11 protein-coding genes are annotated in these 13,302 nt (G+C 72.0%); 2 read left to right on the forward strand and 9 right to left on the reverse strand.

Annotated elements, in window-relative coordinates:
- Positions 1-16: 16 nt before the first annotated feature.
- Positions 17-862, reverse strand: a complete 846-nt coding sequence (locus Q0840_RS15780) for an aldo/keto reductase (protein WP_298461060.1) — start codon at positions 860-862, stop codon at positions 17-19.
- Positions 859-2,583 (reverse strand): GH39 family glycosyl hydrolase, encoded by a 1,725-nt coding sequence (locus tag Q0840_RS15785; RefSeq protein ID WP_298461062.1) that lies wholly within the window; start codon positions 2,581-2,583, stop codon positions 859-861. The genes Q0840_RS15780 and Q0840_RS15785 overlap by 4 nt, the downstream gene beginning before the upstream one ends.
- 299 nt (positions 2,584-2,882) lie before the next feature.
- Here Q0840_RS15785 and Q0840_RS15790 point away from each other — a divergent pair, with 299 nt between their 5' ends.
- Together Q0840_RS15790 and Q0840_RS15795 are read left to right on the forward strand one after the other, a co-directional pair.
- On the forward strand, positions 2,883-3,572 hold the full coding sequence (locus tag Q0840_RS15790; protein ID WP_298461064.1) for a GntR family transcriptional regulator: 690 nt from the start codon (positions 2,883-2,885) through the stop codon (positions 3,570-3,572).
- A gap of 123 nt (positions 3,573-3,695) precedes the next feature.
- On the forward strand, positions 3,696-5,168 hold the full coding sequence (locus Q0840_RS15795) for an alpha-N-arabinofuranosidase (RefSeq protein ID WP_298461138.1): 1,473 nt from the start codon (positions 3,696-3,698) through the stop codon (positions 5,166-5,168).
- Positions 5,169-5,235: 67 nt separating this feature from the next.
- Here the strand turns inward: Q0840_RS15795 and Q0840_RS15800 are convergent, their stop codons facing one another.
- The 7 genes from Q0840_RS15800 to Q0840_RS15830 form a co-directional block, all read right to left on the reverse strand.
- Positions 5,236-6,297, reverse strand: coding sequence for an Lrp/AsnC family transcriptional regulator (locus Q0840_RS15800; protein WP_298461066.1), 1,062 nt, complete (start codon positions 6,295-6,297; stop codon positions 5,236-5,238).
- 10 nt (positions 6,298-6,307) lie between these two features.
- On the reverse strand, positions 6,308-7,222 hold the full coding sequence (locus Q0840_RS15805; RefSeq protein WP_298461068.1) for an alpha/beta fold hydrolase: 915 nt from the start codon (positions 7,220-7,222) through the stop codon (positions 6,308-6,310).
- 99 nt (positions 7,223-7,321) lie between these two features.
- Positions 7,322-8,545: a Xaa-Pro peptidase family protein gene (locus Q0840_RS15810; protein WP_298461069.1), complete on the reverse strand. Its 1,224-nt coding sequence runs from the start codon at positions 8,543-8,545 to the stop codon at positions 7,322-7,324.
- Complete coding sequence (locus tag Q0840_RS15815; protein WP_298461071.1) at positions 8,535-9,467, reverse strand: ABC transporter permease; 933 nt, start codon at positions 9,465-9,467, stop codon at positions 8,535-8,537. Before Q0840_RS15815 ends, Q0840_RS15810 begins: the two co-directional genes overlap by 11 nt.
- Positions 9,464-10,426 carry an ABC transporter permease gene (locus Q0840_RS15820; protein WP_298461072.1) on the reverse strand — a complete coding sequence of 321 codons (963 nt, stop codon included), beginning with the start codon at positions 10,424-10,426 and terminating at the stop codon, positions 9,464-9,466. Before Q0840_RS15820 ends, Q0840_RS15815 begins: the two co-directional genes overlap by 4 nt.
- Before the next feature lie 15 nt (positions 10,427-10,441).
- The gene (locus Q0840_RS15825; protein ID WP_298461073.1) at positions 10,442-12,088 is read right to left on the reverse strand and encodes an ABC transporter substrate-binding protein; all 1,647 of its coding nucleotides are present in this window, start codon (positions 12,086-12,088) and stop codon (positions 10,442-10,444) included.
- Positions 12,088-13,296, reverse strand: a complete 1,209-nt coding sequence (locus tag Q0840_RS15830) for a dipeptidase (protein WP_298461076.1) — start codon at positions 13,294-13,296, stop codon at positions 12,088-12,090. Before Q0840_RS15830 ends, Q0840_RS15825 begins: the two co-directional genes overlap by 1 nt.
- Positions 13,297-13,302: the final 6 nt, after the last annotated feature.

Raw genomic sequence — 13,302 nt, forward strand, 5'->3', positions numbered from 1 at the left:
CCTGGTCGTGTCCGCGTCAGCGGATCTGGCTGAGCGAGAACGTCCGTGGGTCGCCGCCGATGCGGGTTCCCGTCTCCAGCGCGTCGATCGCCGCGACGTGCTCGGGGCTGAGTGCGACGCCCTCGAGGTCCGCGTTGGCGCGCATGCGCTCGGGCGAGACGGTCTTGGGGATCACCACGTGGCCCTTGTCCAGGTGCCAGCGCAGCACCACCTGGGCCGGTGAGGCGCCCACCTCCTGCGCGATCGACAGCACCCGCGCGTCGTCGAGGGCGGCGCCCTGCCCGAGCGGGGAGTACGCCTCCACGGCGATGCCGTGGGCGCGGCACGCCGCGACGACGTCGGCCTGCTGGAAGGCGGGGTGCAGCTCGATCTGGTTGACCGCGGGCATGGCGTCGGCGATGTCCCGCAGCTCGGTCAGGTGCTCCACCAGGAAGTTCGACACCCCCACCGCGCGCACCCGGCCCTCGTCGCGCAAACGCTCCATCGCGCGCCAGGAGTCCTGCCAGCGGCCGGCCGAGGGGTTGGGCCAGTGGATGAGGTACAGGTCGAGCGCGTCCAGGCCGAGCCGCCCCAGGGTGTCGTCGTAGGCGCGCAGCGTGCTGTCGTAGCCCTGGTCGCCGTTGCGCAGCTTCGACGTCACGAACAGGTCCTCGCGGGGGAGCCCGCTGGCGCGCACCGCCGCCCCGACGCCCTGCTCGTTGACGTAGGCGGCCGCGGTGTCGATGTGCCGGTAGCCGAGCCCGAGCGCCTGCTCCACGACGGGTTGCGCCTCGTGCGACGGCACCTGGAACACCCCGAGCCCGATCTGGGGGATCGTGACGCCGTCGTGCAGGGCGACGGTCCGGTGCAGGGAGCCGGTCACCGGACGGGCTCCAGCACCAGCAGCGACACCGCCGGCAGCGGGAGGCTGACCTCGAGCTCCAGCGTGGATCCGGCGGCCTCGACCCGGCGGGCCGGCTCGAGCTCCTCCAGCCCCTGGCGAGCCTTGACCGCCGCCAGCTGCTCGTCCGAGGGCAGCTGGGGCGAGCCCGCCGCCACCCAGGCGGTGTGCGCGTTGCTGTGGTCGGCGTCGATCCGGAAGTGGCTGAGCGTGTACCGGTCCGCGTCGAGCCCGGCGACCTCGAGCGCGACCCGGGTGGCGTCGTCGTCGGTCTGGTACTGGTCGTCGGTGTGCCGCCACACCAGGACGGCGACCGTGCCGGACGTCGACCTCGACGCGAGGACGTCGACCTCCTCGGGCATGCTCCGGCCGTTCGCCTCGTCCAGGAGCGTGACGCTGTGCTCGGCGTCGGAGGACGCCTCGACCCGGTTCTCACCGAGCCGGGCGAGCGCGCGGTAGGCGTTGAGGAACGGCTTCTCGACGCCGCCGGCGGTCAGGAACGCCCGCGTGCCCTCGAAGAACCGCTCGCCCTCGAAGTAGAAGCTCCACGAGGTGGCCTGCTCGACCCGGACGTCCTCGAGCTCGTTGAGGTCGAGGATCTTCTTCATCAGCTTGATCTGGAACACCGGGTAGTACTCGGTGTTCTGGAACCGGAAGTTGGCGTTGTCGTACACGCTGTAGTGGGCCGGCACGCCGGCGTCGCACTCGTCGACGATCGCCGGCAGCCCGCGGTACTCCTCGAACTCGGCGATCACCCGCAGCAGGCGACGGATCTCGAAGAGCATCTTGTGCGCGGACGGGTTCTGCTTCTCCGGGGCCTCGCCGCCGGTCGGGCCGTACACCCGCCACGGGGTGAAGGCCGAGCCCTTGGTGTGGAAGGAGACGAAGTCCAGCGGGTCGCCCTGGTCACGGGTGTGCTGCAGGAAGCCGCGCAGGAAGTCCACCCCCGCGCCGGTCACGGCCGGGCCGCCGACCTTGGCGTCGGGCAGCACGCTGCGCACCGCGCGGGCGGTGACGGAGTACAGGTCGTAGAACTCCTGCGGGGTGCCGCGCCAGTAGAAGATGTCGGGCTCGTTCCACAGCTCCCACAGCCACGTGCCCACCTCGTCGGCGCCGTACCGCTCGAGGCAGTGCTGGGCGTGCGCGGCCACCAGGCCGCCCCAGCGCTCGTAGTCCTTGGGCGGGTAGGCCCAGGCGCCGGCCTCGTAGTTGCTGTAGACGGTGGGGCTGCGCACCACCTCCAGGTCCGCGGCGTCGTCGGGCAGCAGGTCCCGCGGGGTGAAGGCGAGCTCCACCAGGACGTGGTGGCCGGCTTCGACGATGGCGTCGTAGGTCTGGTCGGCGATGGTGAAGTCGTAGAACGGGTTGCCGTCGGCGTCCTCGTGGTACACGTTGCCCTGACCCCAGTGCGGGATGCCGAAGCCGGTCCCGGAGCAGAACACGTAGTGCGGGCGCACATGGAAGCCGCGGTCGGTCATCTCGCCGAACGTCGTCAGCAGCCGGCGGCCGGTGGGGGTGTACGTCCAGTTGATCTCGTCGTAGCCGATGCTCTCCCAGATGCGGGTGAGCGCACCGCGGTCGACGCCGGCGTCCACCCGCACCCGTGCCTGTCGCACGTGCGGGGCTCCGGGGTCGCTGGGGGCCGACCGCGGGAAGGCCTCGTCGATGCCGATGCCGGGGTTGAGCTCGGTGTTCGCGCTCACGTGGGACCACGCCTCTCGTCGCACCCGATGGGCCCATGGGGCCCGCGTCGTCCTCGTCGACGACCGCGGTCCGAGGCTATGGACGGCCGCCGTAGATTGTCAACAATCTACTGTCTACTATGATCTGGACGGCGTACCGGGCGGCGTGACGGGATGCGACGGTGCGCAGGCGTCGCGGACGCCGGTGCACGAGGATGAGGACGAGCGATGACCAGGACGGCACGGCTGCCGCCACCCGGCTGCCCCGGCATGCGGCGGACCCGCGAGCCGGTCGCGGGACGGTCAGGAGTGGGGGGCCCATGATCCCGCTGGGTGCCAGCGCGCCGCGCGCGACGCTGGCCGACTACGTGGTGCAGGTGATCCGCGAGAAGACCGCCACCGGCGAACTGCGCCCCGGGGAGCACCTGCGCGAGGCGGAGCTCGCCACCGCGCTCGGGGTCAGCCGCGGCCCGGTCCGGGAGGCGCTGGCGATCCTCGAGGCCGAAGGGCAGGTCGAGATCCGTCGGCACCGTGGTGCGTTCGTCAGCGTGCTGACCCAGCGTGACGTCGAGGAGGTCCACAGCCTGCGGGCCGCCGTCGAGACGCTCGCCGCCGAGCGAGCGGTCACCCGGCTCTCGCCCGCGCACCTGGCCGAGATGGACCGCATCCTGCAGGCCATGAAGGTCACGCCGGGCTCGGTGGAGCCGCAGGAGGCGGTGCGGCTCGACCTCGCCTTCCACGACGTCATCTACGACGCCGCCGACCACGCGCGGCTGCGCCGGGTGTGGACCTCGATCCGCAGCCAGGTCGCCTTCTTCCTGCACACCCGCAACGTCAACTTCCCCGACTTCCCGACCGTCGGGTTCCCCGAGCACCACGAGCTGCGGACGGTGCTGAGCGGGGGGGACGCCCAGGCGGCCCGCAGCGCCGTCGAGAAGCACATGACCGGCTCCTACTCGCGGCTGCGCCAGCTGCAGCTGCCCGCGGGCAGCGAGGACGACCGTCCCTAGGCCGGCCGTCCACCATCCGGCGCGGCTCGTCCGAGCCGTACCCACCCCGACCGGGAGGACCCCGTGACCGCAGCGCGTCTCCACATCGATCCCGCCTTCGTCGTCGGGCCGGTGCGGCCCCGCATGTTCGGCTCCTTCGTCGAGCACATGGGCCGGTGCGTGTACGGCGGCATCTACGACCCGGGTCACGAGTCCGCCGACGAGGACGGGTTCCGCGCCGACGTGCTGGAGCTGGTGCGCGAGCTCGGCGTGACCATGGTGCGGTACCCGGGCGGCAACTTCGTCTCCGGGTACCGGTGGGAGGACGGCGTCGGCCCCGCCGACGAGCGGGCCACGCGGCTGGACCTGGCGTGGCGGACCACGGAGACGAACGCCTTCGGGCTGAACGAGTTCATGCGCTGGGCCCGCAAGGCCGACGTCGAGCCGATGATGGCCATGAACCTGGGCACCCGGGGCGTGCACGAGGCCGTCGACCTGCTCGAGTACTGCAACCACCCGGGCGGGACCACCCTGTCGGGGCTGCGCGCCGAGCACGGGACGGCCGAGCCGCACGGGGTGCGGCTGTGGTGCCTGGGCAACGAGCTGGACGGCCCGTGGCAGCTCGGCGCCAAGACCGCGGCCGAGTACGGCCGGCTCGCCGCGACGGTCGCGCGGGCGCTGCGCCAGTACGACCCGGACCTCGAGCTGGTCGCGTGCGGCAGCTCCAACCGCCAGATGCCGACGTTCGGGTCGTGGGAGGCGACCGTCCTGGAGGAGACCTACGACGTCGTGGACATGATCTCCGCCCACGCGTACTACGAGGTCGTCGGCGACGACGTCGCCAGCTTCCTGGCGTCCTCGGTGGACATGGACCGGTTCATCGACGACGTCGTCGCGACCGCCGACCACGTCGGCGCCAAGCGGTCCAGCACCAAGCGGATCGACATCTCCTTCGACGAGTGGAACGTCTGGTACAACGCCGAGCGCAAGGCCAGGGGCTTCCCCGTGGGCTGGCCGCAGGCCCCGCGCATCAGCGAGGACGACTACACGGTCGCCGACGCGGTGGTGGTCGGTTCGCTGCTCATCACGCTGGTGCGGCACAGCGACCGGGTCGCGGCGGCGTGCCAGGCCCAGCTGGTCAACACCATCGGGTCCATCCGCACCGAGCCCGAGGGACCCGCCTGGCGGCAGACGATCTTCTACCCGTTCGCGCACGTCGCGAACGCCGCGAAGGGCGTCGTGCTGAGCCCGCAGGTCGACGCGCCCACCGTCGAGACCGCGCGCTACGGGCCGGTGCTCGCGATCGACACGGTCGCCACCTTCGACGAGGCCACCGGCGACCTGACCGTGTTCGCGGTGAACCGCGACCCGTCGCAGGCGGTCGACCTCGACGTGAGCCTGGCGGCGTTCGACGGCGCGACGCTGGAGCGGGCGGTCCTGCTGGCCGACGACGACTGGCGCGCGGCCAACACCCGGCAGGACCCCGAGCGCGTCGTGCCGGTCGCCCACCCCGGCGCGCAGGTGGTGGACGGCGAGCTGCGGGCGTCGCTGCCGCCCGCCTCGTGGAACGTGTTCTCGCTGCGCGCCGGACGTCGGGCCGACCAGCCGGGCGACTGAGCCCCGGCCCGTCAGGGGTCCACCGGCACCGTGCCGAACCGGCGCCGGCTCACGTACGCGAGCACCCTCAGCGGACGGCGTCCATGCTCGGGGGCTGCTGCAGCAGGCTCGGGGCGTCCTGCTCCAGCTGCGCCCGCCACCACGGCGTCTGGACGCCGCCGCGCTTGAGGAACACCAGCTCCATGGACGCGTTCCAGCCCTCGACGCCCTCGAGCTGGGCGAGCGTGGACCGGAAGAACCGGTGCAGCTCGGCGGCCGAGGCCGTGATGACCTCGCAGAACAGGGAGTTGTCGTCCAGCAGCGCCGCGAGGTACCGCACCGACCGGTGCCGGGCCAGCGCGCGCGCCACGCTGTCCAGCCGGGACGGGGCCACCCGCACCGTCACCAGCGTCTCGGTGCCCATGCCGAGGGCGGCGGACCGGGCGAGGGTGACGATGTCGACGCACCCCGCGGAGCGCATCCGCTCGAACCGACGCCGGACGCTGCTCTCGTTGAGGCCGACCGCGTCGGCGACGGACTGGAACGTGTCCCGCCCGTCCTGCTGCAGCCGGTCGAGGATGGCCCAGTCCGCGGCGTCCAGGTGGGCGAGGTCGGCCGGTTCGGGCTCGGGCTCGGCGGCCACGTCGGGCGGGAGGGTGTCGGGCAGCCCCGGGTCACGCCCGGAGAGCTGGCGGGACCAGTCGTGGGTGACCTTGTAGACGTGCAGGATCAGGTCGCTGCGCGAGCGCTCGACGCCGTCCACGCCGTGCAGCCCGGCCATGAGCTCGGGGTACCGGCTGACCCCGCCGTAGACCACGAGCTCGGCCATGATGTCGAACTTGCCGGTGACGATCGTGCAGAACCGCACGTCCGGGCGCTCGACGAGCGCAGCGGCGACGGTGGCGTGCGTCCCGGGGGTGCAGTTGATGCGGACCAGGAAGTTGTCGTAGGGGCCGTGGGCGCCCAGCGCCGGGACGGCGGTGACCTTGACGATGCCGTCGGCCAGCAGCTGCTGACCGCGGCGCGCCACCGTGGTGACCGGGCTGTCGACGGCGTCGGCGACCTTGCGCCACGACGCGCGCCCGTCCTCCTGCAGCGCGACGACGATCCGGGTGTCGAGCTCGTCGAGCGGGCCCAGCAGTCGGCTCATGGCGTGCCGATCAGGACCCGCCACCGGCCGGGTGCGGCGGGTACACCCGGTGCAGGAAGCTGCGCACGGTGGCGGTCCAGGCCTCGGCCTCCTCGATCTGCGGGGAGTGACCCGAGTGCTCGAAGACGGCGAGCTCGGCACCCGGCACGAGGTCGACGATCGTCTCGCTGCAGGCGACCGGGGTGATCCAGTCCGTGCGCCCCACGGTGACCAGGGTCGGCGCGGTGATCTGCGGCAGCAGGGGCTTGAGGTCGTACTGCGGCAGGTTCACGGAGAAAGCGTAGTTGTGCGCCTGGTACCGGTACGGGGTGGCCTCGACCTTGCGCTCCACGGCGGCCGGGTCGTACACGAAGTCGTACAGCGGCAGGATCTCGCGCCAGCAGTCGCGCAGGTCCTCGTCGTCGCGCACCTGCCCGCGGTCGATCCGGTCGAACTTGTCCATGTCGACCGTGACGCGGTCCGAGGCCAGCGCGTTCTCGCGCGCGAGGTGGGCGTTGCCGTTGTCGGCCGAGGTGTCGCGCAGCACGAGCGCCCGGACCCGGTGCGGGTAGCGGATCGCGTACTCCATCGCCATGAAGCCGCCGTACGAGCCGCCGGCCATCGCGACCGTCTCGGCGCCGGCCCACTCGCGCAGGGCGTCCAGGTCGGCGGCCCACTGCTCGTGGCTCAGCTCGCCGGAGCCCTCGGACTCACCGCTGCCGCGCGCGTCGAACACCACGACGCGGTACTCGTCCGCGAGCCGGCCGAACGACGCCCGCGGCTCGGCGCGCGATCCCAGGCCGGGGGCGCCGTGGTGGGTCAGGACGACCGGCGCGCCCTGGGGCCCGAGCACCTCGACGGCGAGCTCGTTGCCGTTGATGCGGACCCGCTGGGCACCGGTGGTGGCACGGGCGAACTCGGGGGAGACGTCGGGCGGAGTGGTCACGGTGTGCTCCTGGACTGGACTGGGCTGGGCTGAACTGGACTGGGCTGGACTGGACCGGGCTGGGCTGGGCTGAGCCGGGCGGGCGGGAGGCGCGGGGCGTCACACCGGGATGACGCAGTCGTCGAGCGAGCGGGGGAACGACGTCAGCGGCTCGGAGCCGGTGCGCGTGACGAGCATGCTGTCGCTGATCCGGTACCCGGCATGCCCGGGCACGTAGATCCCCGGCTCGTTCGACACGACCATGCCGGGGATCAGCTCGGTCGGGTCGCCGTCCTCGAGCCACGGCGGCTCGTGCATGCCGACGCCGATGCCGTGGCCCTGCCGGTGACGCAGGTACCCGCCCAGCCCACGGGCGCGGATGACGTCGAGGCAGCGGGCGTTGCTGTCGGCGCAGCGCACCCCCGGTGCGATCGCGCGTCCGCCCTCGGCCTGTGCGTCGCGCACCGCGTCGTGGTAGCGGCGTTGGTCCGCCGAGGGCTCGCCGAGCACGAAGGTGCGCTCGCCCTCCACGAACCGGCCGCCCACGGCGCACCCGAGGGACAGCATGAACGTGTCCCCGGGGCGGAGCCGGTAGCCCGACGGCAGCCCGTGCGGGATCGCGGAGTTGGCCCCGGCGTAGACCAGTCCGCCGGCCAGCGGGGAGACGACGACGACGTCGGCGTGCTCGGCGTACATCAGGCCGGTGCCGGTCCGGGTCACGTGCGCCGCGAGCTCCTGCTCGCTGGGCAGCGCGCCGCCGGCCGCGACGGCGTCGGTGACCAGCTCGACCCCGGCCGCGAGCATCAGGTCGGTGATCCGGGCGGCCTCCCGGTGCAGCGCGACCTCCTCGGGCACCTTGACGTAGCGGGCCCGAGTGACGAGCTCCGTCGGCACCCAGGCGACGTCCCCGAACGCCGCCCCGGCGAGCGCCAGCCGGTGCTGGGTCATCGTGGTGGTGAGCCCGATGCGCGCCCCGGCCGGCCGGGCGGCCACCCGCGCGAGCGCGGCGAACGGGCTCTGGCGACCCGGGTACTCCGGGTACGAGACGAGCTCGGCGCGCGCGTGCTGCTCCTGCGCGTGCTGCAGCTCGAGCTCGGGGACCAGCAGGAGGGTGCGTCCCGACGTCTCCACGAGGGCAGCCACCGGCCGCTCGCACGGGTGGTGGAAGAACCCGGTGAGGTAGGCGACGTCGTCGGGGTCGTCGGTGAGGACGGCGTCCATCCCGGCGAGCGCGGTGCGGGCGCGCACGGAGTCCTGCAGGCGGTCGAGCACGTCGGCGTCCAGCCGGGTGCGCCGGCCGCCCGGCGCGTCGGGCAGGACGGAGGTGACGGCGTCAGCGGTCATGGTTCCTCGGGTTCCGGGCGTCGTTGTACGCGATCGAGAGCAGGGTCGCCGACAGCACCAGCGCGAGGATGGCCAGCGAGGGGAACAGGGTCAGCCACCAGGCGTTGACCATCGCGCCGGACTGCTGCGCCTCGTACAGGATCCGGCCCCAGGACCAGACGGTCGGGTCGCCGAGGCCGAGGAACGCCAGCCCGGCGGCGGACAGCACGGCGCGTGAGGCCGTCACCACGACCGACACGACGATGACCGGGGTGACGGCGGGGATCACGTGCCGCCCGATGATCCAGCCGTGCCGGCCGGTCATCAGCCGGGCGGCGTCGACGTAGGGCAGGTGAACGACGGACAGTGCCTGGGACCGCACCAGGCGGGTGACCTCGGGCCAGGAGAACGCCGCGATGACCAGGATGATCGTCGTCGTGCTCGGGCCGGCGAGCGCAGCGACCAGGATCATCAGCGGCAGCACGGGCAGCGACAGGGTCAGGTCCACGACGACGCCCACGACGCTGTCCACCGCGGGAACGTAGGCGCCCGCGACGGCGACCAGGGTGCCGACCACGATGGCGATCAGCGAGGCGGCACCCGCCACGAGCAGCGACTGGCGGGCCCCCCAGACGACCTCGGCGAAGACCTCACGGCCGAGGGCGTCGGTGCCGAACCAGTGGTCCCCGCCCGGTGGCCGCAGGACGTCCACGCTGAACGACGCCGGCGCGGCGGACAGCAGCGGTGCGGCGACGCTCATGAGGACGAGCAGCGCGAGGACGCCCAGGGAGATCATGCCCAGCGGCTGGCGGCGGAACGCCCGCCAGGTGGCCCGCCCGGCGCGGGTCCCGTCGGTGCCGGCGGGCTCGTCGACGGCGGGCTCGTCGAGGGCGGGCTGGTCGACGGCGGGGACGAGCTCGGTGTCCGGGATGGGGTTGGTCATGACGCCTTCACTCGGGGGTCCAGGAATCCGTACGCGATGTCGGTGAGGGTGTTCGCGGCGACGACCGTGACCGCGAGCAGCAGGAAGGCGCCCTGGAGCACGGGGAAGTCGAGCTGGGTGACGGCCTCGTAGATGCCGCGGCCCACGCCCGGGTAGGCGAACACGGTCTCGGTGAGGACCGCGCCGCCGACCAGGAATCCGAGCTGGAGGCCGATCAGGGTCGTCGCCGGCAGCAGCGCGTTGCGCAGCGCGTGCTTCCACAGGATCCGCCGGTAGGGGATCCCGTTGGCGCGGGCGAGCACCACGTAGTCGTCCCGCAGCGCCTCCACCACGGTGGCCCGCATGGTCAGCGCGTACGAGCCGAGCTGGATGAGCGTGAGCGAGACGGCGGGCAGCACGAGGTGGCTGAGCACCGACCCGTACCACTCGAACCCGAACACGTTCTGGCTGTAGGCGCCGCCGATCGGCAGCCAGCCGAGCTGCAGGCCGAACAGGTAGAGCAGCAGGATGCCGACGCTCGGGACGAACAAGGACTGGCCGGTCACGCCGATCACCTGCACGGCGCGGTCGACGAACCGTCCCTGGTGGGCCGCCGCCGCGACCCCCAGCGGGATCCCGACGACGACGGTGAGCACCAGGGCGGTCGCGGTGAGCAGCAGCGTCCAGGGGATCCGCTGGGCGAGGACGTCCAGCACGGGCACGGACTGCGTGAACGACGTCCCCAGGTTCCCCTGGAGCAGCTGGCCCAGGTACAGCACGTACTGGGTGGGCAGCGGCTTGTCGAGGCCGTACTGGGTGAGCAGGGCCGCCCGCGCCTCCTCGGTCATGTTCGTGCTCGCGACGGCGAGGGCAGGGTCGCCGGGCAGCAGCCGCAGCAGGAGGAAGGTCACGGTGACGGCGAACCAGACCGTGAGCACACCTCGTCCCAGGCGGCGCAGGACGAACAGGGCGATGGACACGCGGGCAGCCCTCCCTCAGCCGTCGGTCTTGCGGGCGCTGGCGACCGAGACCGGGTTGACGATGGACAGCAGCTCGCTGGGCTTGGAGATGAAGCCGGTCCAGTCCGAGCTGTGCGCCACGTACAGGTTCTGCGTGTACATGATGTTGTCGTAGACCTGCTCGTGGACGATCGCGGCGGCCTGTCGCATCAGCTCGATCTTCTCGTCCTCGTCGGTGGTCACCCCGGCCTGGGCGATGAGCTCGTTGAGCTCGGGGTCGTCGACGTGGGTGTAGTTGATCGCGCCGCCGGGCAGGTACGACAGCCGGAAGTTCGTCACCGGGTCGTCCATGATGGCGAAGTTGCCGGCGTAGATGTCGTAGTCGCCCTCGTTGGTCATCGCCAGGTACGTGTTGCGCTCGGTGCCCTGCAGCTCGATCGTGATGCCCGCCTCGGCGGCACTGGCCTGGACCAGCTGCGCCCACTGGCTGCCGACCGAGTCCTGCAGGGAGTAGATGAGCCGGAACGACACCGGGAACATCCCGTCGGGTCCGGCGGTGTAGCCGGCCTGCTCCATCAGGGACCGCGACAGCTCGGGGTCGAACTCGTACTCCGTCAGGGACTCGTCGTAGTAGTCGGCGAGCACCGGCATCAGCGCGCTGGAGCCGGTCGAGACGGCCTGGCCCTGGAGCACGACCTGCCGGATCGACTCGTAGTCCGCGGCGTGGGCGAGGGCCTGGCGCACCTCGGTCTTGGCCAGGTCGGGGTTGTCCATGTTGTAGACCATGTGGGCGTAGCCGAGGCCGACGACCTCGACCACCTCGATGCCCTCGGTGCTGCGCAGCTGCTCCACCTGCGCGGGCGGCAGCGCGTTGGCGATGGCGTCCACCTCGCCGCTCTGCAGGGCGAGGATCTCGGTGTTGACGTCCGGCAGGACCCGGTAGACGACGGTCTCGGGGCCGGGCACGCCGCCCTCGACCAGCGGGTACGGCTCGACCCGCTCCATGGTGTAGCTCTGGCCGGCCTGCACGTCGGTGAGGAGGTACGGTCCGGCGCTCACCCAGCCGCCGTCGCTGCCGTCGTTGGCGAACTCGGCCACCGACCCGGCCGGCTCGAAGACGTGCTGCGGGACGACGTTCCCCCAGAACCCGATCTCCTCGACGAGCGAGGTGTCGGGCTCGGTGAGCGTGAACTCCACCCGGGTGTCGGAGACGGCGACCGCGGACTCGGCCTCGAACGTGCCCATCTGGCCGTAGAACGTCCCGGCCGGGGCGTCGCGCTTGACCGCGTTGAGCGTGTAGGCGACGTCGTCGGCGGTGAGCGGCTCGCCGTCGCTCCACATGAAGTCGTCGCGGATCTCGTAGTACCCGGTGGTGTCGTCGACGTAGCCCCAGTCCGTGGCGAGCATCGGCTCCTTCGAGCCGTCGTCGGCGATCGACAGCAGGTGGGGGTACATGAGGTTGGTGATCCAGTAGTCGCTGCGGCTGTTGCCGATCAGCGGGTTGTAGTTCACGACGTCGGTGGTGGTGGCGATGGTGAGGGTGTCGCTGCCGGCGGCGGCAGCGGTGGACCCGCCGGTCGCGGGGGCGTCGGCCTCCTCGGGTGCCTGCGGGGCGCAGGCGGCGAGGGCGAGCGCGGCCAGGGCGGTGACCGCCGCGGCGGGGAGTGCGGACGGACGGCGCATCAGACCCAGACCTCCTCGAGAACGCGGATGATGTTGCCGCCGACGACCTTGCGGATGTCGTCGTCGGAGTACCCGTGCTGGACCAGCCAGCCGATGATGTTGCCCATCGCCTCCGCCGGGTTCTCCAGCCCGTCGACGTACGGCACCTCCTCGTACTCGACGCCGGCGTGCGCCTGGCCGAGCGAGAGGTTGGCGGCGAAGGCCTTGTGCAGGCCGACGTGGTCGCCGAACAGCGTGTCCGGCCCGAAGGCCACGTGGTCGATGCCGACCAGGTCCACGCAGTACACGAAGTGGTCCATGACCGACTCGAGGCTGTGCTTCGGATGCTGCGGGGACAGGGTCGTGTGCGGCGCCGCCTCGAGCCCGATGACGCCGCCGCGGCGCGCGCACTCGACGATGGTCTCGTCCGTCTTCATCCGGTTGGTCGGCCAGACGGCGCGGGCCCCGGCGTGGGTGATGAAGATCGGCTTGGTCGACGCCTTGATGGTGTCCACGCAGGTGCGGTCACCCGAGTGGGAGACGTCGATGGCGATGCCCAGCTTGTTCATCCGGGCGACCGCCCGCTCGCCGAAGTACGTCAGCCCACCGTCGCCGCGCTCCTTCAGGCCGCTGCCGAGGGTGTTGGCCTCGGAGTACGCGATGCCCATCTGCCGGACGCCGAACCCGTAGAGCACGTCGAGCCGGTCGACCTCGTTCTCGATCATGGTCGAGGCCTCGAGAGCGAAGACGTGGGCGATGCGCCCGGTCTCGTGGGCGTGGCGGATGTCGGCCAGCGTCTCGCCCTTGATCACGAAGTCCTGGTGGGCCAGGTCGGCCATCCGCACGCCCAGGTCGAACAGGACGTCCTGGTACTTCCAGCCGGCGTCGCTGGAGATGCAGCACGTCCCGTCCATGCCGTTGTCGAAGACGGCGGTCAGGCCCGAGCGGGACAGGCCCTGGTAGGCGGTGGGTTCGCGGCCCTGGCGGATGTGGTCGCGCAGGTTCGTCATGTCGGCGGGGAACGCCTGCACGTGCTCGTGCAGAGAGATCACGACCTCCTCGGCGAGCAGCCGCTGGGCGCGCTCGGCCTGGTCCGTCGACAGGTCGAGCCCCGCGTACTCCGGCACGCGACCGATCTGGTCGGCGTACCCGAAGGCGCGGTAGTCCACGCCGGGCTCCAGGTAGTCGTAGGCGGTGTAGCCGGTGTACCGCTTGGCCGGTTCCAGCACGGTGGT

This window comes from uncultured Cellulomonas sp. (assembly GCF_947494015.1).
In the GTDB taxonomy this organism is placed as follows: Bacteria; Actinomycetota; Actinomycetes; order Actinomycetales; family Cellulomonadaceae; genus Pengzhenrongella.